The 23,499-nt window shown below is 69.3% G+C and carries 19 protein-coding genes and 1 pseudogene; 6 read left to right on the top strand and 14 right to left on the bottom strand.

Features of this window, described 5'->3' with window-relative positions; all coding sequences use genetic code 11:
• Positions 1 to 34 precede the first annotated feature (34 nt).
• Positions 35 to 1,000 carry a quinone oxidoreductase family protein gene (locus LGM56_RS06210; protein WP_226203567.1) on the top strand — a complete coding sequence of 322 codons (966 nt, stop codon included), beginning with the start codon at positions 35 to 37 and terminating at the stop codon, positions 998 to 1,000.
• Positions 1,001 to 1,175: 175 nt separating this feature from the next.
• On the opposite strand, the gene LGM56_RS06205 is transcribed toward LGM56_RS06210, so the two are convergent.
• From LGM56_RS06205 to LGM56_RS06185, 5 genes are all read right to left on the bottom strand, one after another.
• Positions 1,176 to 2,267: a porin gene (locus LGM56_RS06205; RefSeq protein WP_226203565.1), complete on the bottom strand. Its 1,092-nt coding sequence runs from the start codon at positions 2,265 to 2,267 to the stop codon at positions 1,176 to 1,178.
• Positions 2,268 to 2,396: 129 nt separating this feature from the next.
• Entirely contained in the window at positions 2,397 to 3,464 is a 1,068-nt protein-coding gene (locus LGM56_RS06200) for an ABC transporter ATP-binding protein (protein ID WP_089458085.1), read from the bottom strand.
• On the bottom strand, positions 3,457 to 5,229 hold the full coding sequence (locus LGM56_RS06195; RefSeq protein ID WP_226203563.1) for an ABC transporter permease: 1,773 nt from the start codon (positions 5,227 to 5,229) through the stop codon (positions 3,457 to 3,459). Before LGM56_RS06195 ends, LGM56_RS06200 begins: the two co-directional genes overlap by 8 nt.
• 120 nt (positions 5,230 to 5,349) lie before the next feature.
• Positions 5,350 to 6,450, bottom strand: a complete 1,101-nt coding sequence (locus tag LGM56_RS06190) for an ABC transporter substrate-binding protein (RefSeq protein ID WP_226203561.1) — start codon at positions 6,448 to 6,450, stop codon at positions 5,350 to 5,352.
• A 219-nt stretch (positions 6,451 to 6,669) separates the two neighbouring features.
• Positions 6,670 to 8,160 (bottom strand): PLP-dependent aminotransferase family protein, encoded by a 1,491-nt coding sequence (locus LGM56_RS06185; RefSeq protein WP_226203559.1) that lies wholly within the window; start codon positions 8,158 to 8,160, stop codon positions 6,670 to 6,672.
• A 102-nt stretch (positions 8,161 to 8,262) separates the two neighbouring features.
• On the opposite strand from LGM56_RS06185, the pseudogene LGM56_RS06180 reads away from it, so the two are divergent.
• From LGM56_RS06180 to LGM56_RS06170, 3 genes and pseudogenes are all read left to right on the top strand, one after another.
• Positions 8,263 to 9,500 (top strand): annotated as a pseudogene (locus LGM56_RS06180) (multidrug effflux MFS transporter).
• Positions 9,501 to 9,623: 123 nt separating this feature from the next.
• A complete protein-coding gene (locus tag LGM56_RS06175; protein ID WP_089497090.1) occupies positions 9,624 to 10,304 on the top strand; it encodes a response regulator in 681 nt (226 codons plus the stop codon).
• A gap of 181 nt (positions 10,305 to 10,485) precedes the next feature.
• On the top strand, positions 10,486 to 11,904 hold the full coding sequence (locus LGM56_RS06170) for a sensor histidine kinase (RefSeq protein WP_226203557.1): 1,419 nt from the start codon (positions 10,486 to 10,488) through the stop codon (positions 11,902 to 11,904).
• Between the two features lie 84 nt (positions 11,905 to 11,988).
• Here the strand turns inward: LGM56_RS06170 and LGM56_RS06165 are convergent, their stop codons facing one another.
• The 8 genes from LGM56_RS06165 to LGM56_RS06130 form a co-directional block, all read right to left on the bottom strand.
• A complete protein-coding gene (locus tag LGM56_RS06165) occupies positions 11,989 to 12,855 on the bottom strand; it encodes an MOSC domain-containing protein (RefSeq protein WP_226203555.1) in 867 nt (288 codons plus the stop codon).
• A gap of 83 nt (positions 12,856 to 12,938) precedes the next feature.
• Positions 12,939 to 13,892: an ABC transporter substrate-binding protein gene (locus tag LGM56_RS06160; protein WP_226203552.1), complete on the bottom strand. Its 954-nt coding sequence runs from the start codon at positions 13,890 to 13,892 to the stop codon at positions 12,939 to 12,941.
• A 37-nt stretch (positions 13,893 to 13,929) separates the two neighbouring features.
• Positions 13,930 to 15,114 carry a c-type cytochrome gene (locus LGM56_RS06155; RefSeq protein WP_226203550.1) on the bottom strand — a complete coding sequence of 395 codons (1,185 nt, stop codon included), beginning with the start codon at positions 15,112 to 15,114 and terminating at the stop codon, positions 13,930 to 13,932.
• 50 nt (positions 15,115 to 15,164) lie between these two features.
• Positions 15,165 to 15,992: an ABC transporter ATP-binding protein gene (locus LGM56_RS06150; RefSeq protein WP_226203548.1), complete on the bottom strand. Its 828-nt coding sequence runs from the start codon at positions 15,990 to 15,992 to the stop codon at positions 15,165 to 15,167.
• The gene (locus LGM56_RS06145; protein WP_226203546.1) at positions 15,986 to 17,092 is read right to left on the bottom strand and encodes an ABC transporter permease; all 1,107 of its coding nucleotides are present in this window, start codon (positions 17,090 to 17,092) and stop codon (positions 15,986 to 15,988) included. Before LGM56_RS06145 ends, LGM56_RS06150 begins: the two co-directional genes overlap by 7 nt.
• 4 nt (positions 17,093 to 17,096) lie before the next feature.
• Positions 17,097 to 18,131, bottom strand: a complete 1,035-nt coding sequence (locus tag LGM56_RS06140; protein WP_226203544.1) for an ABC transporter substrate-binding protein — start codon at positions 18,129 to 18,131, stop codon at positions 17,097 to 17,099.
• A gap of 32 nt (positions 18,132 to 18,163) precedes the next feature.
• Positions 18,164 to 19,003: a class II aldolase/adducin family protein gene (locus tag LGM56_RS06135; RefSeq protein ID WP_226203542.1), complete on the bottom strand. Its 840-nt coding sequence runs from the start codon at positions 19,001 to 19,003 to the stop codon at positions 18,164 to 18,166.
• A gap of 33 nt (positions 19,004 to 19,036) precedes the next feature.
• Positions 19,037 to 20,122 (bottom strand): LLM class flavin-dependent oxidoreductase, encoded by a 1,086-nt coding sequence (locus LGM56_RS06130; protein WP_089442602.1) that lies wholly within the window; start codon positions 20,120 to 20,122, stop codon positions 19,037 to 19,039.
• Between the two features lie 306 nt (positions 20,123 to 20,428).
• On the opposite strand from LGM56_RS06130, the gene LGM56_RS06125 reads away from it, so the two are divergent.
• The gene (locus LGM56_RS06125) at positions 20,429 to 21,781 is read left to right on the top strand and encodes an acyl-CoA dehydrogenase family protein (RefSeq protein WP_226203539.1); all 1,353 of its coding nucleotides are present in this window, start codon (positions 20,429 to 20,431) and stop codon (positions 21,779 to 21,781) included.
• Positions 21,782 to 21,854: 73 nt separating this feature from the next.
• Here LGM56_RS06125 and LGM56_RS06120 read toward each other — a convergent pair whose 3' ends face one another.
• Positions 21,855 to 22,829, bottom strand: a complete 975-nt coding sequence (locus tag LGM56_RS06120) for a LysR family transcriptional regulator (RefSeq protein WP_226203537.1) — start codon at positions 22,827 to 22,829, stop codon at positions 21,855 to 21,857.
• A 17-nt stretch (positions 22,830 to 22,846) separates the two neighbouring features.
• On the opposite strand from LGM56_RS06120, the gene LGM56_RS06115 reads away from it, so the two are divergent.
• Positions 22,847 to 23,413 (top strand): cysteine dioxygenase, encoded by a 567-nt coding sequence (locus LGM56_RS06115; protein WP_089497081.1) that lies wholly within the window; start codon positions 22,847 to 22,849, stop codon positions 23,411 to 23,413.
• Positions 23,414 to 23,499 lie beyond the last annotated feature (86 nt).

Here is a 23,499-nt window from a genome sequence, read left to right as displayed (position 1 = left end):
CTGTCGATCGAGTATCCCGATTCAAGGAGTCACCATGAAAGCAGCAGTCGTAACGGGCGCCGGCGAGCGTCCCGTCCATATGGATTTCGAAGCACCGCGCGCGATGCCGGGCCATCGCCTGATCGACGTGACGGCGTCCGCGCTGAGCCGGATCGCGCAGGGGCGGGCGTCCGGCACGCATTACTCGTCGGACGGGCGTTATCCGTTCGTAGTCGGCGTCGACGGCGTGGGCCGCCTCGACGACGGTCAGCGCGTCTATTTCTTCGGCGCGCCCGCACCGTTCGGCGCGATGGCCGAGCGCACGATCGTGCCCGATGCGCGGTGCGTGCCGTTGCCCGACGCGCTCGACGACTTCACGGCCGCGGCGATCGCGATTCCCGGGATGTCGTCGTGGGCCGCGCTGACCGAGCGCGCCCGGCTCGTCGCGGGCGAGACGGTGCTCGTCAACGGCGCGACGGGTACGTCGGGGCGGCTGGCGGTGCGGATCGCGAAGCATCTCGGCGCCGCGAAGGTGATCGCGACTGGCCGCAACGCGGCCGCGTTGCAGGCATTGCTGAACGCGGGCGCGGATGCCGTCGTGTCGCTGCAGCAGGACGACGCGCATTTGGCGCGTGCGCTCGAGCCACACTTCCGCGCAGGCGTCGACGTTGTGCTCGACTATTTGTGGGGTGCCAGCGCGCAGACGCTGCTGGTTGCTGCGGCGAAGGCAACGCCCGAAGGCCGCCGGCTGCGCTTCGTGCAGATCGGCTCGATCGGCGGCGCGGATGTGCTGTTGCCGGGCGCGGTGCTGCGCGCGACCGCGATCGAGCTGATGGGTAGCGGCCTCGGCAGTGTGTCGCTGCCGCGCCTGCTGGCGTCGGTGCGCGGCGTGTTCGACGCGGCCGGGCCAGCTGGCCTGACAATCGAGACGCGGGCGGTGCCGCTGGCGGACGTCGGCGTGCATTGGGGCGATACGAGCAGCCTCGTGCGATCGGTGTTCACGATGGGCGAGGGCAGATGAAGAAGCGGCGGTGCACCGCGTGGCCGAACGCACGGCGGGCACCGCGTACGCACGTGATCTCTTCACGATACCGATGGGTCCGGCGAGCACGCTTCGTGCAACAGCCAAGCGTACGGTGGCCCGTCGCGAGCGAACGGGCGGCGCAACGCGCGCGCCGCCACCCGCCGTATCAGCCTCAGAACCGCTGCTGAATCCCGGCCGTCACTCCGACCTGCGTGGTGCCGTACCCGTTGACATCGCGCGATACACCGACCTTCTGCCCATGCTGCCCGATCGCAAACGCACCGGCTGCGTACAGCACCGTGCGCTTCGACAGCGCGTATTGCGCGCGCATCGACACGAGCGTCGGATCGGCATCGGTGCCGCCCTTGATGTTCTGGTGATACACGGCGCCGATCAGCGAGAACGTCGGCGTGAACTGATACGAGCCGCCGACCCAGTACATGTCGCTCAACTGGTTCGCGGCGCTCGTGCGATACGTGCGCTTGTAGTTGCGATAGCCGGCCATCGTCTTCAGGTTGCCGAAGTCGTAGCTCAGGCCGGCATGAATCCCCTGGATATAGTTGACCGCATCGGCCGGCGTGACGCTGTCGGCCGCGCCGTTCTGCCGGTCGAACGCGACCACCGCGGCGAACGGGCCTGTTTCGTAGCCGGCCGCGAAGTCGTATTTCGAGCTGGTCTTCATGCTGCCCGGCACGTTGCCGAAGCCGTACAACGCGCCGAACTTGAAGCCGCTGAATTCACCGTCGTAGCGCACCGCATTCGACGAGCGCGTGAACATGCCGTCCTTGCGACCGCCGGTCGCCATCGACGACGAGGCCCACGAGTAGTTCTGCGAATAACCCATCGGGTCGAACGGCATCATGTAGTCGTACGTGACGGTGAAGTTGCGGCCGAGCGTCAGTTCGCCCCATTTGCTTTTCAGGCCGACCGTCGCGCGGCGCGCGAAGATCGAGTCGGGGCCGTCGTCGGACGCGCCGTTTGCGAGGTCGATCCCGCTTTCCAGCCGGAACACCGCCTTCAGCCCGCCGCCGAGATCCTCGACGCCGCGCAAGCCCCAGCGCGACGTGTTCTTGTTGCCCGACTTGAGCTTGACGGAATTGCCGCCTTCCGGCGCCGCGTGATTGGCGAACTCGATGCCGGCGTCCATGATCCCGTAGATCGTGACCGACGACTGCGCGTGCGCGGCCGGCACGGCGATACAGACTGCCGCGGCCGAACCGGTGAGGACTACTGTTCGAATCGAACGTTCTGCGCGTGACTTCATTTTGACGGTGTCTCCTTGGTTTTTGTGGGCGGGTTGAAACAGAAAACGGGTACGCGTCGCGCCGATGCGGTCGCGAAGGGATGTGTGCGCGAATGCATGCGCGGCGGCGCGTGGGCCGCCGCGACGGGGTCAGCCCGCTTTCGCGAACGCCCAGCAGTCGTTGGCCGGGAATTCGATCCAGTGCTTGCCCGCTGCACGCGGCACGTGACCGAATGCGCGCAGGCGCATTTCGCCGCAATGGAACAGGTATTCCCAGCGGTCGCCGAGATACATCGACGTGACGAGGTCGGCCTGCAGCCGGTTCGCACCCGGGCCGTCAGCGACCTGCACACGCTCGAGGCGGATCACGGCCTGCGCGTCCTGGCCCGGCGCGAAGGTGTCGCGGGCGAGCGCCTGCAGTTCCCAGCCGTCGCCGGCGAGCGTCACGCGTTCGCCGTCAATGGCCGCGACGCGCGCGTCGATCCGGTTGTTGCTGCCCATGAACTCGGCCGTGTACAGCGAGCGCGGCGCGCCGTACAGCTCGGCCGGCGTGCCTTCCTGCTCGATGCGGCCGTTGCGCAGCAGCAGGATGCGGTCGGACATCGCCATCGCTTCGGTCTGGTCGTGCGTCACGCACAGGGCCGACAGCCCGAGCGATACGATCAGCTCGCGCAGCCATGCGCGCGCTTCCTCGCGCAGCTTCGCGTCGAGGTTCGACAGCGGCTCGTCGAGCAGGATCACCGGCGGGTTGTAGACGAGCGCGCGCGCAATCGCGACGCGCTGCTGCTGGCCGCCCGACAGCTGATGCGGAAAGCGTTCCGCGAGATGGCCGAGGCCGAGCTGGTCGAGCGCGCTCTGCACGCGGCGCTTCTGTTCGGCCGGGGCGACGCGGCGCAGCTTCAGCCCGTAGCCGACGTTGTCGGCGACGGTGCGGTGCGGCCACAGCGCATACGACTGGAACACGAGGCCGAGCGAGCGCTGCTCGACGGGCAGGTCGACACGCTGCGCGCCGTCGAAGAACACGCGGTCGTCGAGCTGGATGCGGCCGTCGGACGGCTGTTCGAGGCCGGCCACCGCGCGCAGCAGCGTGGTCTTGCCGCTGCCCGACGCGCCGAGCAGGCACACGACTTCGCCGGCCTTCAGTTCGAACGACACGCCCTTGAGGATCGGATTGGTGCCGTAGCTGAGGTGCAGGTCGTCGACGATGAGCTTATCCATGAAGTTTCACTCCGAAACGCAGGGCCACGCCGAGACCGGCGCCGACCATCGCAATGTTGATGACAGAAAGCGCGGCGACCTGGTCGACGGCGCCGGTCGCCCACAGCGACACGAGCAGCGCGCCGATCACTTCGGTGCCGGGCGACAGCAGGTAGACGGCCGTCGAGTATTCGCGCTCGAAGATCATGAAGATCAGGAGCCACGCGGCGAGCAGGCCGAAACGCACGAGCGGCAGCGTCACGTCGAGCGACACGCGGCTGCGCGTCGCGCCGACGCTGCGGCCGGCTTCCTCGAGCTCGGGGCCCACCTGCAGCAGCGCGCTCTGGATGAGCCGCATCCCGTACGCGAGCCACACGACCGTGTACGCGATCCAGATGCTCCACATCGAGTTCTTCAGCTCGCGCAGGCCCGGGACGAACAGGAAGATCCACAGGAACGCGAGACCGGCGAGCAGGCCAGGCACCGCGCGCGGCAGCAGCACGAGGTAGTCGAGCAGCTTGGTCGCCCAATCGGGGCGGCGGTGGCCGGCGAACGCGACCAGCGAGTAGAAGCCGATCGCGAGCGCGCCGCCGATCACGCCGATGCCGAGCGTATTGACGATCGCGCGCACCAGGTTGTCCTGCTCGAACAGTTCGATGAAGTTCGACAGCGTGAGCACCTCGGCGAGCGCGACGCCTTCGCCCCAGTTGGTCACGAACGCGCGCAGCACGATGCCCGAGATCGGCACGATCACGGTCAGCATCAGCCACAGCGCGACGATCGCGAGCGCGACCCAGCGCCATACGCCGAGCGGCAGCACGGTCGCGCGGCCGGCCTTGCCCTTCACGGTGACGAAGCGGTTCGCGGTCTTCAGCAGGCGGCGCTGCAGCAGCACGAGCGGGAACGTGATCGCGACGATGCACACCGCGACCGCGGCCATCAGGTGATACGACGGCACGCCGAGCTTGTTGGTCAGCTTGTACAGGTAGGTCGCGAGCACGAGATGGCCTTCCGGATCGCCGAGCACGAGCGGCAGCCCGAACACCTCGAAGCCGAGGAAGAACACCAGCACGCCGGCGAACAGCAGCGCGGGCATCGTCATCGGCAGGCTCACGTCGAGCGCGACGCGGAACGGGCGGGCGCCCGTCACGCGCGCGGCTTCCTCGACGTCCGAGCCGAGGTTGCGCAGCGCGGCCGACGAGTACAGGTACACGTGCGGCACGTGCGTGAGGCCGACGATCATAGTGATCGCGAAGACGGAGTACACGTTCCAGGGCACGCTTTGCACCCCGAACAGTGCCTTGAACCACACCGAGTAGAAGCCGACCGGGCCGGCCGCGACCACGTAGCCGAACGCGAGCACCATCGGCGACACGAACACCGGCGTGAGCAGCAGCGGTTCGAGCCAGCGGCGGCCGGGCAAGTCGGTGCGCACCATCAGGAACGCGAGGATGCCGCCGAGCGGGATCGAGATGAACAGCATCCCGCCGGCGATGATGAACGAGTTCTTCACGGCCGACCAGAAATCGGGGTCGCTGAAGACGAAACGGAAGCCTTCGATGCCGAGCGTCTTGTTCGCATCGAAGAACGGTGCGGACAGCAGGCTCTGGAACAGGATGAAGCCGAGCGGCAGCGCGACCGCGATGGTCAGTACCGCGACGACGATCCAGCGCAGCATGCCGGCGAGCGGCTGCAGGCTGCTGACCGGTAGCGCGGGAATCGCGTCGCGCGGGCCGGTGGCGTGCGGAACGGCAGGCACCGATCCGCGTGTGCTGGTTGAAAGCATGAGTTCGCCCCTGCGGCCATCCGGATGGCCGCCTCTAGGAAGTCGGTATGGGGAAGGGGCCGCCCGCGCGACGTGGCGGGCGGCCATTGGCCGGCCGAAGCCGGTCAGTGGATCAGCGGATCAGCCCTTGATCGCCTGCTGCCATTGCTTCAGGAACGCGAGCCGCTTCGACTGGTCCAGATAGACGAGCAGGCCGGTGCCGATCTGGATCGGCTTCAGCGAATCGCCGAGTTCCTTCGTGAGGCCCGCGGCCGACGTTTCGCCGGTCACGTCCGTGCGGATCGCGTACAGGTTGGCCTGGTTCGCGATCAGCGTCTGGCCGCGTTTCGACAGCAGGTAGTCGACCCACAGCTTCGCGGCGTTCGGATTCTTCGCCTTCTTCGAGATGGTGGTGAGGCGGCTCACGATCTGTGTGTAGTCCTTCGGAAACACGTAGCCGATCGACTTGTCCTTCTTTGCCTTCGCGTACGCGTACGATCCGAAGATGTTGTAGCCGATCAGGTTCTCGCCCGACGAGATGCGCTCCATCATCGCGCCGGTGCTCGACTGCAGCTTCGGGCCGGTCGCGCCGATCGCCTTCACGAGTTCCCACGTGACCTTCTCGTTCAGGTGCGCGTCCTGCGTCAGCGCGTTGAAGCCGACGCCGGATTTCTCGACGTCGTACGTCGTGAGCTTGCCCTTGAACTTGTCCGGTTGCGACGCGAGCAGCTTGATCAGCTCGGCGCGCGTCTTCGGCACTTCGTTCTCGGGGATCAGGCGCTTGTTGTAGACGATCGCGAGCGGCTCGAACGTCGTGCCGTAGGCCTGCTTCTGGTACTGCGCCCATTGCGGCAGGTTCGCGCTTTCGGGGGAATCGTACGACGCCATCAGGCCGTCGTTGACGAGCTTGACCTGCAGGTCCATCGCCGAGCTCCACAGCACGTCGGCGCTGGTGCTGCTCGCCGCGTTCTCGCTGATGTAGCGGTTGTACAGCTCGGTGCTGTTCATGTCGTTGTACTCGACCTTCACGCCGTACAGGCTTTCGAAGTCCTTGATCAGCGGGCGCACGAGGCCCGTGTCGGTCGTCGAGTAGACGATCAGCTTGCCTTCCTTCTTCGCGGCGTCGATGACGCTCTGGTAGCTCCCCGGATACCCGGCCGGAACCTGCGCGGCGGCGCTGCCGGCGGCAGTGCCCAGAACGACCGCCAGCGCGGCGGCGAGGTGCTTCGGTGCAAACGGCATGTCTTCCTCCAGTTACGTCTAGGTGTTGTTCGAGTGGAGCGGATGTTAATTGCGGCGCACTTTCAGCCCGCTTTCATTTCTGTTCACAATCGTGTCGTTCGTGTCATGGATTTCCCGAGGTCGAAGCGGCGGCGGCAGCGCGTTTCGCAGCGCGCGGCACGGCTGGACAAGGGAGAGCGGCGGGTTGCCGCGGGGCGCGGCAACGATGACAGGCGAGGACTATGCGGGTTGCGCGAGCAGCTTGCCGAGCAGCCGGCCGCCATGCCGCGCGTGCGCGGCCGTCAGCGCGGAATACCCGACGACCACGCCCGCTTCGCACCGGGCGCTTCGACAGAATCCGCGGATCGGCTGCAATTCGACGCCGTCCGCCTGGGCTTGCGCGACGTACGTCGCGTCGTCCATCCCGGGCGGCAGCCACAGCACGAAATGAAAGCCCGCGTGCTCGCCGGACACCGTGTACCGCCCGCCCGCGTGTTTCGCCAGCTGGTCGAGCACGAGGTCGCGCCGCTGGCGGTACGCGTGACGCGCGGCGCGCAGGTGCTTCGCAAAATCGCCGTGCGCGATGAAGCGGGCCAGCGCCAGCTGCGGCGCCACGCCGACCGAGCGCGCGGTCGCATGCCACACGGCCGACAGCGCCGGCCGCAGTTTCGCGGGCACGACCATGAAGCCGATCCGCAACCCCGAGAACAGCGTCTTGTTGAACGAGCCGCAGTAGATCACGCGATCGCACGCGTCGAGTGATTTCAGCGCGGGCAGCGGCGCGGTCTGGTAGCTGAATTCGCCGTCGTAGTCGTCCTCGATGATCCATGCGCGGGTGCGCTGCGCCCAGTCGAGCAGTTCGAGCCGGCGCGACACCGACATCGTCACGCCGAGCGGCGCCTGATGGGCAGGCGTCACGTACGCCGCGCGCGCCTCGGGATAGCGGTCCAGCGACGCAGTGTCGATGCCTTCCCGATCGACCGGCACGTCGATCACGGTCGCGCCCGCGATCGTGAAGATCTGCCACGCCGACGCATAGCCGGGATCCTCCATCAGCACTGTCGAGCCGGGCGCGAGCAGCGTGCGCGCGACGAGGTCGATCGAATGGCGGATGCCGGTCGTGATGAAGATGTCGCCGGCGTCGCACGGGATGCCGCGGTATTCGCGCAGGTAGGCGGCGATTTCGTCGCGCAGGCTTTCGACGCCTTGCGCCGGCGTGGCACCGAGGTCGTGCGCGGTCGCGGCAAGCAGGCTGGCCCCGAGCGCCTTCTTCCATTGCTGCATCGGCAGCAGGCCGGGATCAGCAAGCCGCGCGACGAACGGGACGCCCGGGCGCACGCCTTGTTCCGGCGCGACGTCGTCGGTCGGGCGCACTGGCGCGGGGCGTGCGTCGGAAGGGGGAAAGCCATTGGTGTCGCGCGATTGCGCGGCCGCGCGCAGATAGCTGTCCGGCACCACCGCGCATACCCGCGACCCCGACCCTTGCGTGCGGGCGATGTAGCCCTCGGAGCACAGCCGGTCGTACGCCGCTTCGACCGTCCCCCGGGCGACGCCCCAGCGCGCGGCAAGCGTGCGGCTGGACGGCAGCGGGCTGTCGCCGGGCAACAGGCGTTTCAGGATCGCGTCGCGCAGCGCGTCGGCGATGCATTCCTGCTTCGACTGCGGACTGCCCGCGGACAGCCCGGCCGGGCACGGCAGATCAAGCGGAATCGCGGCTTTGCCTCTCGGCATAGTGGTCTATTCAGTCACGGATTTAATGGCCCTTCAGCTTATATCACTTTGACCTTAGATTGCTGTCGACCCCATCAATCCGACCGGAGACGAGCTCACCGCATGAAAACGCGTTCATTACCCCAGTGGGGCTGGCTCTCCTGTTGATGCTCGTCGTGTGCCTGCCGCGGGTCACGATCGATGCATACCTGCCATCGCTGCCGGCGATGGCGGACGCGCTGCACGGCACCGATGCCCAGTTGCAGCTCACGCTCACCCTGTACATGGTCGGCTACGCGCTGTCGATGCTGGCGTCGGGGCCGTTGTCCGACCGCTATGGCCGCCGTCCCGTCCTGCTCGGCGGCCTGTGCCTCTACGTGGTCGCAAGCGTTGCCTGCGCGTGGTCGACCACCGTCACGGCGATCGTCGCCGCCCGCATCTTCCAGGCGTTGGGCGGCTGCAGCGGAACGGTGATCGGGCGGGTGATCGTGCGCGAGCGCTTCCCGACGGCGATGCAGGCCACGATGCTGGGCCGCATCTCGGCCGGCATGGCGCTGTCGCCGGTGATTGCGCCGCTGGCCGGCAGCGCGGTGGCCGAATGGCTCGGCTGGCGCGGCGTGTTCGGTTTGCTGGCGGCGGGCGGGCTGATCGCAACGGCGATGGTGCTGCGCTACCTGCCGGAGACGCGCGAACGCGACGGACGGCCAGCATCGGGCGCGGGGCTTCTGCGGACGTACGCGGGCCTGCTGCGCGAGCGCAGTTTCCTGCGCTACTCGCTCGCCATCAGTTTCGCTTACTGCACGTACTACCCGTTCATCGCGGAATCGTCGACGCTGTTCCAGCGGCAGCGCGGCGTATCGGGCCCGGTGTATGCGGCGATCTTCGGCCTGACCGTGCTCGGCTACCTGATCGGTTCGAACCTGTTCGCGCGGACCGGCACGCGCTGGAAGGCCGATTCGGTCATTGCGGCGGCGGCGGGCGTCAATCTGGCCAGCGCCGCCGTGCTGTGGATCGGCGGTGCGATCGCGCCGACGGCGGTCGCGGCGCTAGTCGTCCCGATGTTCTTCGTGATGATCGCCGTCGGGATCGCGATTCCGGCCTGCCAGTTCGCGGTGATGCAGCCGTATACGACGATCGCCGGGACGGCGTCCGGGCTGTTCTTCTTTATCCAGATGGCGATCACGGCCGCGTGCGGCGGCGTGCTGGCATGGCTGTCGGACGGCACCGCGCGCCCGATGATCGTCGTCACGGCCGGCGCGAGCGCCGCATTCCTGGCGGTGGCGGTCGGCCTGCGCGAGCCGCGCCGGGCAGACGACGGTTCGTGCTTCGCCACGCGGAATCGTCCCGCCGCCGAGCGCTGAGCGACGGACGGCGCGCCGGCCGACGCGCGCCCGCACGGGCGGCGCAACCCGTGTTTCCGCGAGGCGTCGCGATGGAAAGGATCATGTAATGTAGCGGCCTGTCGCTGATCTTACGGAATCCCCATGCGTGTGCTGCTCGTCGAAGACAATCCGAACCTCGCCCAGTCGCTGAACGATGCGCTGAGCGCGGCGCGCTTCGCAGTCGACCACATGGCGGACGGCGAGGCGGCCGACCACGTGCTGCGCACGCAGGATTACGCGCTGGTGATTCTCGACCTCGGGCTGCCGAAGCTCGACGGGCTGGAAGTGCTGCGGCGGCTGCGCGCGCGCCGCAATCCGGTGCCGGTGCTGATCCTGACCGCGCACGGATCGGTCGAGGATCGCGTGAAGGGGCTCGATCTCGGCGCCGACGACTATCTGGCGAAGCCGTTCGAACTGACCGAACTGGAGGCACGCGCCCGCGCGCTGATCCGCCGCAGCCTCGGCCACGAGCATTCGCGGGTCGAATGCGGGCCGCTTTCGTACGACAGTATCGACCGCAGCTTCCAGCTTGCGGGTGAGCCGTTGTCGCTCACGCCGCGCGAGCGCTCGGTGCTCGAGGTGCTGATCCTGCGCAACGGCCGCGCGATCAACAAGGAAACGCTGTCGGAGAAGATCTTCGGGCTCGACGAGTCGGTGAACGCCGACGCGATCGAGATCTACGTGTACCGGCTGCGCAAGAAGCTCGAGAACACGGGCATCGCGATCGTCACGCTGCGGGGGCTCGGTTATCTGCTGGAAGCGAAGGCGGAGACGGCTGAATGAGCCGCCGCAGCGCTCACGATCTTTGCGCGGAACGGGTGGGCACGTTGACGCGCCATGCCGGATCGACACGTTCGCGGCCCGCCAACGACACGCACGCCCTTCACGGCCGGCCGCGCGGGCGCCGAGTGGTGCGGGGTGCATGTTCCGCCATGCCCCATGGGCCCGCCTGGCAGGAGGCCGAGTGACCCGCACGAACCTGCGCACCCAGGTCGCGCTGTGGCTGCTGCTGCCGCTGCTCGGGCTGCTCGCGCTCGACTCGTGGCTCACGTACCAGCGCGCGATGAGCGCCGCGCACGTCGCGTTCGACCGCACGCTGTCGTCGTCGCTGAAGTCGATCCGCGAAGGCGTGCGGCTCAACGACGGCGAGATCGAGGTCGACCTGCCATATCTCGCGCTCGAAATGCTCGAGTCGAGCGACGGCGGCAAGGTCTACTACCTGATCCGCGAGGACAACGGCCACACGATCACCGGCTACCCGGACCTGCCGCTGCCGCAAGGGCGCGACGCAGGCGACGGCGCGTTGTTCGTCACGCGTTACTACGACGTCGTCTATCGCGGCGAGCAGTTGCGGATGGCCGCGCTGCGCATCCCGGTGCACGACGTGCCGACCGCGCAGTCGCGCATCGTGTGGGTGATGGTCGGCGAGACGATCGAGGCGCGCCAGGCGCTCGCGCGCGAGATCCTGGTGGGGTCGCTGCTGCAGGAAGGATTGCTCGTCGTGCTGGCGCTCGGCATCGTGTGGCTCGGCGTCGGGCGCGGGCTGCGGCCGCTGAACCGGCTGTCGGCGACGGTCGCCGCGCGCAGCGAGGACGATACGACGCCGCTCGATACCGGCGCGGTGCCGAGCGAACTCGCGCCGCTCGTCGAGTCGATCAACCAGTACATCGGCCGCACGCAGCGGATGCAGGTCGCGCGGCGCCGCTTCTTCGCGGACGCGGCCCATCAACTGAAGACGCCGCTCGCGGCCGTGCAGGCCGGTGTCGAGCTCGCGTTGCGGCCCGACGAGCAGCCGCGCGCGAACGGGCACCTGCGGCGTGCGAACGGTGCGGTGCGGCAGGCCGCGAAGATCGTGCAGCAACTGCTGTCGCTGTCGCGGCTCGATTCGGACAGCGGCCATGCGGTCGCGCACAAGCCGGTCGCGCTGCACCGGCTCGCGCGCAGCGTGACGCTCGACTGGTCGCCGGTCGCCCGCGCGCGCGACATCGATCTCGGTTTCGAGCACGAGGCCGATATCGACGTGCACGGGCAGTCCGACCTGCTCGGCGAGATGATCGGCAACCTGATCGACAACGCGATCCGTTATGCGGGCGACCGCGCGGTGATCACGGTGCGCGTATCGCGCGATGGCGAGCATGCGCGGCTCGACGTCATCGACAACGGGCCGGGCATTCCGGCGGACGAACGCGACGCGGTGTTCGAGCGCTTCCATCGCGGCAGCAAGACGCAGACGGTCGAAGGGACGGGGCTCGGGCTGTCGATCGTGCGCGAGATCGCACGCGTGCATCAGGGCAGCGTGACGCTGGCCGATGCGGCCGGTGGCGGGTTGGTCGTGACGATCTGGCTGCCGGCGGCGAACGACGCCGCGCCGCGCGTTGCGTGATGGCGATCAGCTATGCGGGAAGCGGTGGCCGAGAGTCGCGGCTTCCCGGCAGTGAAAGGGGGCGAGCGGTTCCGCGCGCCCGGCTCAATCGCCGAACCCGATCTCCGCTTCCAGCGACTGGCCGACTTCGAGCCACGTGCCCGCGCCTTCGACGACGATCGCATTGATGCCGAACGTCAGCGCACCGCCGTAGTTCGGGTTCGCGCGATAGGTCTGCATCGTGTCGGTCGGCTCGTGTGGCCATTGCGGATTCGGCGCGCCGCTCACCTGGTCGATCGTCGGCATCGGGCAGCGCGTGCACAGCTTCACGAGGCGCAGCCGCACTGGCGTCTCACCGCGGGCGTCGAGGTGCTCGACGAAATCCTCTTCGTACGCGTCGAGATCCGACACGACGATGTTCGGCCGGAAGCGGTTCATCGGAATCGCCGGCGCGCCTTTCGCCGTGAGCCGCGCGTTCAGGTCGTCGAGCGACGCCTGGCCGATCACGAGCAGCGGATACGCATCCGCGAACTGCGTATGCGTATCGATGTCGCTGGTCCAATCGCGGTCGCAGCCGCGGCGGGCGTCGGCGCCGAAGCGCACGAGCTTCGTCGGCAAGCCGAGGAATTCGGTGAACCACGCGGCCGTTTCGGCGCCCGTGTCGATCGCGTCGACGGTGTCGCGCCATACGGTCGCGGCCATCTTCGGGTTGGCGGGCGTCGCATCGCCGTCGAGCGGCGTGCGGATTTCCGGCATGCCCGGCGCGTTCAGCACGAGCGCATCGTGCTCGAGCGTCGGGCGGATCAGCGCGAGACGCGGGTGCGTGCGCTGCGTGAGCATCCGTCCTTGCGGATCCGTGATCAGCCAGTGGCGGTCGTACGCGAGGCCCGTTTCGAGCAGTTGCGCGCGCGACAACGCGATGCCGGCGCAGGATTTGATCGGGTAGACGAAGAGTTCGGCGATGGCTGGCATGACGCTGGCTGGAGGCGAATGGCGAGACTGCGATTGTGCCAGATCATGCCGCAGCCGTTTGGTGCGCGCCGTCGCGCGGCCGGTCATGCGAGCGGGAAGCCGGAGTCGAACGTCGTGCGCACGTCGAGCGGCTGGCGCAGCAGTCCCGCTTTCAGATAGAAGTCGGCCGTGCGTTGTTGCTCCGCGATGACCGTCGCGTCGATCGGCAGCCAGCGCGTGTTGCGGCGCTCGAACTGCAGCTTCGCGGCCGCCGGCGGAATGCCGATGATGCGCGCGAGTGCGGCGGAATACGCATCGACATGGCGGTACGACCAGGTCTGCGCGCGGACGACGCGCCGCAGGAAATCGTGCAGCACGTCGCGCTTCGCCGCGATCGCCGCGTCGGTCGCCGCGAGGTAGCTGAGGCCCGACCACAGTCCGCGGCCATTGACGAGCACGCGCGCGCGGCCGCTCGTTTCGGCGAGCGCGGTATAGGGTTCCCAGGTCGCCCACGCGTCGATCGAACCGGTTGCGAGCGCCAGCATCGTGTCGGCCGGCGGCAGGAAGCGGAACGACACGGCGTCGGGCGGCAGGCCGGCTGCATCGAGCGCCTTCAGCGTGACGAAATGGCCGATCGAGCCGCGCGTGGTGCCGATGCGTTTGCCCTTCAGGTCGGCCGCGCCTTTCAGCGTCGCGTCGGGTTGCACGAGCACCGCCGTGCCGTACGGGTCGGAACGGTTCGCGCCGATCACCTTGATGCGTGCGCCCGATGCGAGCGCGAAGATCACCGGTGCATCGCCGATCGGGCCGCAGTCGACGGCGGCCGCGTTCAGCGCTTCGGCGAGCGGCGCGGCGGCCGGGAACTCGGTCCACGCGATGTCGTACGCCAGGCCGTTCAGTTCGCCGGCCGCTTCGAGCAGCGCGCGCAGCCCGCCTTTCTGGTCGCCGGCGCGCAGCAGCGGCCGCGAGCCCGATTGCGCGTGCAGGGCAGCCGGGGCCGCGGCGATCGTGGCGAGGGCGCTCGCCTGTGCGAGGAAATGGCGTCGGGTCGGATTCATCGTGAAGCTCGGTCGGAAGAGAAGTTCAGGGGTTCATTCAATGCGGAAGCCCGGCCTGCACATCGCGTACGGGTTCGGTGTCGACGCGCAGCAGCAGCGCGGTCAGCGGATCGCCGGTCGCTGCCGGCACGGCCGGTCGTGCGATGGCGTCCGAGCGGCACAGCAGGTCGGCATCCGACCAGCCGGCGCTGCCCGGCAACGCGCGCGCCCGCAGCCAGCCGCGCCGATCGGCGAGCAGTTGCGTGCCGGCGAGCGCGTCGGGCGCCACGCCGGCGATCGTCGCGAAGGCGCGCCACGCGTCGGGCGTCGACGCGACGCAATCGGCTCGCGCGGCGCCGGTTGCCAGTGCCACGGGCGCGCCGCGTGCCGTGACGAGCAAGGTTTGCCAGCGCGCGTCTTCTGGCGGCGGCGTCGCGCCCGGCGCGAGCGCGACGACGCGCACGCGCTGGCCGTCGCGCCAGCGTTCGAGCGGCTGGGGCGCGGCGGCGCCGCAGCGCACGTCGAGCGCCGGCAGCGGGACCGGCAGGGGCCACGCGCCTTCCGCCTGCGCGCCGCTGCCCGCGGCGAGCGCTTTCAGGTAGTCGAGCACGGCCCAGGTGTCCTCGGGGCCGAGCGTCGCGGCGAAGCCGGGCATCGTCGACGCGCCGTGTTCGTCGCGCGTGCCGTGGCGCACGCGCCAGAACAGCTCGCCGTCGAGACGCCGGGCGAGCAGCGCGCCGGCGAAAGTCGGCGGCCAGTGCGGGAGCGCGGCCGCGAGCGGTCCTTCGCCGCGTCCGTCCGCGCCGTGGCACGCCGCGCAGTGCTGCGCATACAGATGCGCGCCGCGCATCACGTTCGATACGGAAAACGGCGCGGGATCGCGCTGGAAACTCGTCGGTACGGCAGGCGAGAGCCACAGTGACGACGGCGGCCACGGCGCGAACCATGCAACGGCAAGCGCGGCGACTGCCGATACGACACGCCACTTGCGCGAAGCGAGTGCGATGCCCGCGAGCACGACCGCCAGCACCGTCGCCGCCCCGGCGAACGCGAGCTGCCGCGTGAGTCCCGCGTCGATGCGCAGCGTTTCGAGCGCGATGCGATGGGCCCACGGCCACGCGGCTTGACCGTCGGCGTCGCCCGTCAGCCCGATCGCATGCAGCACGCGCGCCAGCGCGATTTGCGCGCGATACAGCCCTTGCAGAAACAGGAGCGCCCAGTCGGCGAACGTCGGCGCGTTCATCGGCTACGGCCGCGCCGCGCGGCGGCCCTTCGTCGAACGGTACCGCGCATCTACCAGCTCGCATCGAGCCCGAGATGCCGCAGCGCGTCGTGACGCAGTTCGGCGAGGCGCGGGTCGCCGCGATGGCGCGGATAGGGCAGGTCGACGTGCAACTCGGCGACGATCCGCGCGGGGCGCGGCCCGAACACGATCACGCGCTGCGCGAGGAACAGCGCTTCCTCGACATCGTGCGTGACGAGCAGCGCGGAGAAGCCGTCGCGTTGCCACAGCCCGGTGAGCTCGGCCTGCATCGTGAGCCGCGTCAGCGAATCGAGCTTGCCGAGCGGCTCGTCGAGAATCAGCAGGCGCGGATCGTTGACGAGCGCGCGGGCCAGCGCGACCCGCTGCGCCATCCCGCCGGACAACTGATGGGGGAACACGTTCGCGAATTCCTGCAGCCCGACGCGCGCGAGCGCATCGTCGACGCGATGCTGCGACGCGCGCGCCACGCCGCGTGCCTCGAGGCCGAGCGCGACGTTCGCACGCACGCGCCGCCACGGGTACAGCGTCGGGTCCTGGAACACGACGATGCGCGACGGATCGGGTTGCTCGATCGGCACGCCGTCCTGCGCGATCGTGCCTTGCCGCGCGGCGTCGAGGCCCGCGACGAGGCGCAGCAGCGTCGACTTCCCGCAGCCGCTCGGGCCGAGCAGCGCGACGAATTCGCCGGCCGCGACCGACAGCGTGACGTCGTCGAGCACCGGCAGCGCACCGCCGGGGCCGTCGAACGCATGGCTCACGCGGCGGATGTCGATGCGCGCGCCGCGCGGCGCCGTGACGGCGGGCGCAGCGGCAACGGACGATGCAACGGACGATTCGAGTACGGCGGCGCTCACCATTTGACGGTTCCTTTCTGCCAGGCGAGCACGCGGTCGCGCACCGCGAACAGCAGCGCGATCAGCCCGGAAAACAGCAGCGCCATCACGATCAGCGCCGCATACATGTTCACGTACGATGCCCAGCCCTGCGCCCAGCTCAGGTACCAGCCGAGCCCCGACTTGACGCCCATCATCTCGGCGACGACCAGCACCGTGAACGACGCGCTCAGCCCCATGAAGATGCCGACGAACACGTGCGGCAGCGCGGCCGGAATCGCGACGCGCAGCACGAGGAAGCGCGCGTTCGCGCCGAGCGTGCGCGCGACGTCGTAATACTGCTTGTTGACGCTCGCGACGCCCGACCACGTGAGCACCGCGACCGGGAAGCCGGTTGCGAGCGCGATCAGGAACGCAGCCGCCGAATAGCTCGACGGGAAGAAGTAGAACGTGAGCGGCAGCAGCGCGGTGGCCGGCACGGGGCCGAGCACGCGCAGCACCGGATGCACCCAGTAGCCGATCCGGCGCGACCAGCCAATCGACACGCCTACGGCAAAGCCCACCGCGACGCCGTAGGCAAAGCCGAGCGCGAGCAGCTTCAGCGTGTTGCCGGCGCTGCCGGCGAGGCGCGGCCAGTCGTCGACGTAGACCTCGATCAGCGCCTGCGGCGGCGCGAAGAACGGGGTCGGCAGCCAGCCGGTTTTCGCGGTGACGATTTCCCATACGGCGAGCACGAGCGGCAGCGCGACGAGCCATGGGCCGGCCGGGCGTACGCGCGCGAGCCGCGTGCGCGTCGCGGGGACGAGATGGCCGAGCGTCGCGGCGGCGAGCAACAGCGCGGCGATCGTCCACGCGCCGACGGCGAATTCGTCGGTGTACGCCCAGTCGCTGAAACCGACGACGCGGTTCGGCCACAGTTGCGTGAGGGCGCCGAGCGCGCCCCATGCGAGCGCGGCGGCGATGCCGGTCGGCCAGATGCGCGCGCGGCGGGCTTCGGCGGCCAGCGTGGCTTCGCAGGCGATGCACGCGACGCGCGACGCGGGTGCGGGCGCGGATGCGGCGGCACTGCCGCCGGAAGCGGCGGACGCGGTACGTGCGGCGGGCGCGTGTTCGATCGTCGACATCGCGTCACCCCAGCACGTTCGCATAGACCTGCTGCGCGAAGCGCTGCGGGTCGGTGCTCTTCTTCAGCACGCTGATGCGGCGGAAGTCGTCCGCGTAGAACGCGATTTCCTGCTGCAGGTCGACGTTGGTCGGGTGGTGGTTGTAGGTGAGCGTCGCGTAGAGCTTGCGCAGGTCATCGGGGTTGATCTTCGGCGAATACTTCGCGAACACCTTCGCGGCTTCGTTCGGGTTGTCGTGCGTGAACTCCGTGGCCTGCACGATCGAGCGCGCGAGCGCGGCGGCCGACGGCCGGTCGTTGCGCACGAGGTCGCCGCGCGCGCCAATCACGCAGCACACCTTGCGCGCGTATTCGCCGGACAGGTTCGTCGCCAGCTCGGTGTATGCGCCGTTGCTGCGCTTCTCGAGCAGATAGAGATTCGGGTCGCCGTCGGCGATCGCGTGGATCTCGCCCTTGTCGACCGCCACGCCGAGCAGGTCCGCCGGATACTGCCGCCACGTGATGTCGCGCTCGGGATCGATCCCGTTCTTCGCGAGCAGGATCGAGAAGAAATGCTTGCCGGGCGCGGCCAGATCGCTGACGCCGACCGTCTTGCCCTTCAGCGCCTGCAGCGTCGTCACGCCGGCCGCCTTCGCGCCGACGAGCCGCACGCAGCCGCCGTGCGAGCTGCCGATGATCTTCACGTCGAAACCGGCTTCGAGCGGCTTCAGCCAGCGGTGGATCATCCCGACTGCCGCATCGGCCTTGCCGGTCGCGATCGATTCGAGTAACTGGTCGGTCGAGCCGCTGTAGTTGATCAGATCGACCTTCAGGCCGTTCTTCTCGAAGAAGCCGCGCTCCTGCGCGACGACGATCGGCGTCAGGCAGAACGCGTTCTGGTTCCACGCGAACGTGAGCTTCTTCAGCGGCGGCGCGGACCAGGCCTTGCGGCCCAGCGTGATCGCGGGCGCGGCGAGTGCGACGGCGCCGGCCGCGCGCAGCAGCTTGCGGCGCTTGTCGTCGTGCGCGTCGTCGTGTGAGGGTGCGGTGGTTCGGGTCATGTGGTCTGGTCTCCGGTCGTGCGGAAAGGCGCTCAGTCGAGCAGGTCGGGTTCGTCGGCGACGACGCGCGCGAACAGGCTGTCGAATGCGTGCAGCGCGCCGTCGGGGCCGCCGATCTGGCCGTGCGTGTGGCGCGCGGTCGCGTGATCGATCGGTTGCGGCGTGCCGGCCGCCTCGGCCAGCAACTGCGTATGCGCGGCGTTGTCGAGCGCGATGTACCACCACGCGGCGGCCTCGACCGTCGGGCCGGCGCTCAGGATCCCGTGGTTCTTCAGGATCGCGCCCTTGTGCGTGGTGCCGTCCGGCTTCGCGAGCGCGTCCGCGATCCGTGCGCCTTCGCTCGTGTCGACGACCATCCCCGTGAAGTCGTCGAACAGCGCGTGGTCTTCGTAGAACACGCAGGCATCCTGCGTGAGCGGATCGAGCAGGCGGCCGAGCGTCGACCACGCCTTGCCGTACGTCGAGTGCGTGTGCGCGGCGGCGACGACGTGCGGATGCGCTTCGTGGATCGCCGCATGGATCGCGAACGCGGCCTTGTTCAGCGGCCGCGTGCCGATCGCGGTTTCGCCACGCGCGTTGACGAGCAGCAGGTCGGACACCTTGATCTGCGAGAAATGCACGCCGAGCGGATTCACCCAGAAGTGGTCGGGCAGTTCGGGGTCGCGTGCGGTGATGTGGCCGGCGAGCCCCTGCGCGAAGCCGAAGCGGGCAAACAGGCGGAATGCGCCCGCGAGCCGTTCCTGACGGTGACGGCGCTCGGCGGCGACGTCGATGCGCGGTGCCGGCGGATCGAACCAGAAATGCTGACGCGGCGCTTCGGCGAGTTCGAGACCCGATGTCGTACGGATAGGCGAGGCAAGGACGGCGGACATGATGGCGGATAGCTCCAATAGGTTCCGTTGGGCTCAGGCCGCGCGGCGTGCCGCGTCGCGGGCGGCGACGGCGCTGCGCACGCGCGGAATCAGTTCGCGGCCGTAGTCGATCGCGTCTTCCAGCGGATCGAAGCCGCGGATCAGGAACGTCGTGACGCCGAGGTCGTAGTAGTCGAGCAGGGCGTCGGCGACCTGTTCGGGCGTGCCGACGAGCGCCGTCGAATTCGAGCGTGCGCCGGTGAGTTTCGCGATCTCGGTCCACAGCCGCTTGTCGACGCGCGAGCCGCGTTCGGCCGCGGCGAGCAGGCGGCGCGCCCCTTCGCTCTGCTGCGGGCCGCCGGCGCCGAGGCCGGCCGCTTCGCGCAGCCGGCGCGTTTCGTCGAGGATGCGATGCGCGCGCGCCCAGGCTTCGTCCTCGGTCGCGGCGAGGATCGGGCGGAACGACACGGAGAAGCGCACCTGGCGGCCGTGCTTCGCGGCTTCGGCGCGCACGCGCGTCGTCAGGTCGCGCACCTGGTCGAGCGATTCGCCCCACAGCGCGTAGACGTCCGCGTGCTTGCCGGCCACTTCGAGCGCCGCTTCCGATGCGCCGCCGAAATAGATCGGCACATGCGGCTGCTGGAACGGCTTCACTTCCGAAAAGCCCTGTTTGAACCGGTAGTGCGCACCGTCGTGATCGAACGGCTGCGCTTCGGTCCAGATTCGCCGCAGGATGCCGAGGTATTCGTCGGTGCGCGCATAGCGCGCGTCGTGGTCGAGGAAGTCGCCGTCGCGCTGCTGTTCGCTGTCCGAGCCGCCGGAGATGAAGTGCACGGCGAGCCGGCCGCGGCTGAACTGGTCGAGCGTCGCGATCTGCCGCGCGGCGAGCGTCGGCGCGGTGAAACCCGGGCGATGCGCGAGCATGAAGTGAATGCGCTCGGTCGCGGCCGCGGCGAACGCGATCGTCAGCGTCGCCGACGGGCCGGTCGAGTGGTGCGGCACGAGGATCCGGTCGAAGCCGGCCGTCTCGTGGGCGCGTGCAAAGTCGCGCACGTAGTCGGGATCGACCACGGGGCCGGACGCCGGATGGATTTCCGACTGCTTCTGGCTCTGGATCATGCCGATGAATTCGACGCTCATCTGGGTCTCCGGTGCAGGGACGTCCCGGCGCATGGCCGGGCAGGAATGGAGCGCAGGTTAACGCCGGGATCATGCGAAACGGAAATAATCAATCCCGAATTGAATATCAGATTTGCATGGTTTGGGCGAAGGTGCGCTGCGCATACGCTGTGGGCTCACGAAAGATCGGGCGCGCGGGCGCCAGCGAATCGGGCGCCGCGCGTGACGGATCGCCGGCTTCATCAGAAACCGCGCCGCGCGGCGATCGATTGCCGCGATTGCCGCCTGTCCGTATTACTTTGCGTATTGCCCAGGGAATCCGTCTCGATGTCCGCCAGCCTTGCCGCTTCCTCACCAGCGCAGCCGCCGCGTTCGCTGCGCCTCCTGTCCACCGACGATGCCGACGCCGACGACGCCCGCGTCGCCGCGTTGCTCGATCGCCTCGCGCCGGAGCTGGCCGCCGACGCGGCCCGCAACGACGCTGACGGCCGCTTTCCGCACGCGAACTTCGCGCGGCTACATCGTGCGGGGCTGATCGCCCAGGTCGTGCCGCGCGAGCATGGCGGCGCCGGTGCGACGCTCGCGCAGGCGAGCCGGATCGTGGCCGCCGTCGCGAGCGCCGACCCGGCGACCGCGCTGGTGCTGACGATGACTTACCTGCAGCATCGCGCGCTCGGCCGCGCCGACAACCGCTGGCCGGCGCAGGTCCGGCGGGCGGTATTCGACAGCGCGGTCACCCAAGGCGCGCTGATCAACGCGCTGCGCGTCGAGCCCGCGCTCGGTTCGCCGTCGCGCGGCGGCCTGCCGGAAACCATTGCGCGGCGCGACGGCGACGGCTGGCGGTTGTCCGGCCACAAGCTGTACAGCACCGGGATTCCGGCGCTGCGCTGGCTGGCCGTGTGGGCGCGCACCGACGAGCCGGCGCCGCGGGTCGGCGTGTTTCTCGTGCCGCGCGACCGCGAGGCGGACGGCGATCGCATCCGCGTGATCGAAAGCTGGAATCACCTCGGCCTGCGTGCGTCGGGCAGCCATGAAGTCGTGTTCGACGACGTGCGGCTGCCGGCCGATCACGCGGTCGACGTACGCGCACCGGACGCATGGGCCGTGTCGGCGGCGACTCATGCGGATGCCGACGCGCAGGCCGATCAGCAGGCGTGGATGGTCGCGCTGCTCGGCAGCCTGTACGACGCGGTGGCGCGTGCGTCGCGCGACTGGCTGGTCGGGTTCGCGACGACGCGTGCGCCGAGCGGGCTGGGCGCGCCGCTGGCGACGCTGCCGCGCGTGCAGGAAGCGGTCGGCGAAATCGAGGGCTGGCTCCATGCGAACCGTGTGCTGCTCGACGATCACGTCGCGCGCACCGACGCGGGCCATGCGCCGACGGTCACGACGAGCGGCCTCGTCAAGCGGACCGTGACCGAGCACGCGATCCGCGTGGTCGAGCAGGCGTTGAAGCTGTCGGGCAATCACGGGCTGAGCCGCGCCAATCCGCTCGAGCGCCACTATCGCGACGTGCTGTGCAGCCGCGTGCACACGCCGCAGGACGATGCAATCGCGGTGGCGGCGGGGCGCGCGGCGCTCGAAGCGGCGAGCCGGAGTGAGGTGAAGCGCGCAGCGAAGGGCGAAACGGAGTCGGGCGGGGCGTCGGTCAACGGGATCGAACGCGGCCGCAACGATGCGTGATGGGAGCCGGGCGGGCGCGGGCGTCAATCGGGCGGCGCGATTCCAACAATTCCGACGCCGCCCGATGGTCCGGTCAAGCCGCCTTGCCGTGCGCCTGCTCCGGCAACGCGAACGCGGTGCGCGCATGCGCGGCAACGGCGGCGAGCGGCGCGTCGAAGCGGGCCGCATCGTGCCGGCGCAGCAGCCACAGATCGATCTGCGGCTTGAAATCGGCGAGCGGCACGATGTCGAGCGCATCGCGCAGCGGGCTGCCTTCGACGAGCGGCAGCGGCATCAGTCCGATGCCGAAGCCGTTCGCGACGCTCTGCAGCTGCAGGTCGCGGCCGTAGGTGTCGAGTGTGACCGGCATCGGCAGGCGCTGCGCGTCGAGCGCCCGCCGCAAGCCCGCGCGAAAACCGCAGCCGTCCGGATTGAGCACCCAGCCACGCGCGTGGCAATCGGCGAGCCGGTAGCTGCGGCGCGGCCAGTCACCCTTGCGGCCGACCGCGACGAGCCGGGTGGCCAGCAGCCGTTCGCCTTCGACCTGCGCCGGCAGCACCATTTCGCGCGCGAGGAACACGAGCGCCGCATCGAGTTCGCGCCGGGCGACGCGCTCGACGAGCATGCCGCCCCAGGCGGTCGTGACCTGCGTCGCGAGCGCGGGCCACTGCGCGGCGAGTTCGGCGATCAGCGCGGGCAGCATCAGCTCGCCGAGGCCCTGCGTGAGCCCGATCCGGAATTCGCCGGCAGGCGGCTGCTCGCCGGCCGTCAGCTCGCGCAGCGCATCGACTTCGCGCAGGATCGCGCGACACTGCTCGAACACCCGCCGGCCGATGTCGGTCGGGCGCGGCGGCTTGGTGTTGCGATCGAGCAGGGTCACGCCGAGCGCTTCCTCGAGATTCTGGACGCGCCGCGTGATCGCGGGCTGCGTCATCCCGAGCTCGGCCGCGGCCTGGCTCAGGGTCTGGCAGCGGACGACCGCTGCAAAAGCGTCGATATCGCTAATTTTCATGTTTGTTCTGCATGGTCTTTCGGGTGCATCATGACGATCCATCATATTCGGCATCATATTCGAGGAGTCAGCCGATGAGTACGCTTTCGTTGCATCAGACGCCGCTGCGGCCGTTCGTCGACGGTCTGGGTGCGCTGCTCGCGTCCGGCGCGAACGAGGCGCGCATCCTCGACGAGGGCGGTGCGCTGCTCGCCGCGCTCGTCGAACACGACGACTGGTTGCCCGACGCATTCGCGCAGCCCGACCCCGCGCGCTATCGGCAGTACCTGCTGTATCTCGACCCGGACGAGCGGTTCTCGGTCGTCAGTTTCGTGTGGGGGCCCGGCCAGACGACGCCGATCCATAACCACACGGTGTGGGGGCTGATCGGGATGCTGCGCGGCGGCGAGTTCTCGCAGCCGTACCGGTTCGACGCGGCGGGCAAGCCGGTGCCGGCGGGTGACGCCGTGCGGCTGCAGCCCGGCGAAATCGAGGCCGTGTCGCCGCGCATCGGCGACGTCCATCGCGTGACCAACGCGTTCGACGATCAGGTATCGATCAGCATCCACGTGTACGGCGCGAACATCGGCAAGGTCGAGCGCGCGGTGTTCCTCGACGACGGTACCGTGAAGCCGTTCGTGTCGGGTTATTCGAATGCCTGATGCCTGATGCAACGCCCGCACGCGCGGGCGGCTTCCGGCACGCGCCGGCAGGCCCGAGATTCATCCGTTCCGCTTTCTTCACCAAC

It is taken from the genome of Burkholderia sp. AU38729, assembly GCF_020419725.1.
GTDB lineage: Bacteria > Pseudomonadota > Gammaproteobacteria > Burkholderiales > Burkholderiaceae > Burkholderia.
The sequence above is the reverse complement of the archived record's forward strand: the minus strand, read 5'-3'. Positions and strand labels throughout refer to the sequence as shown.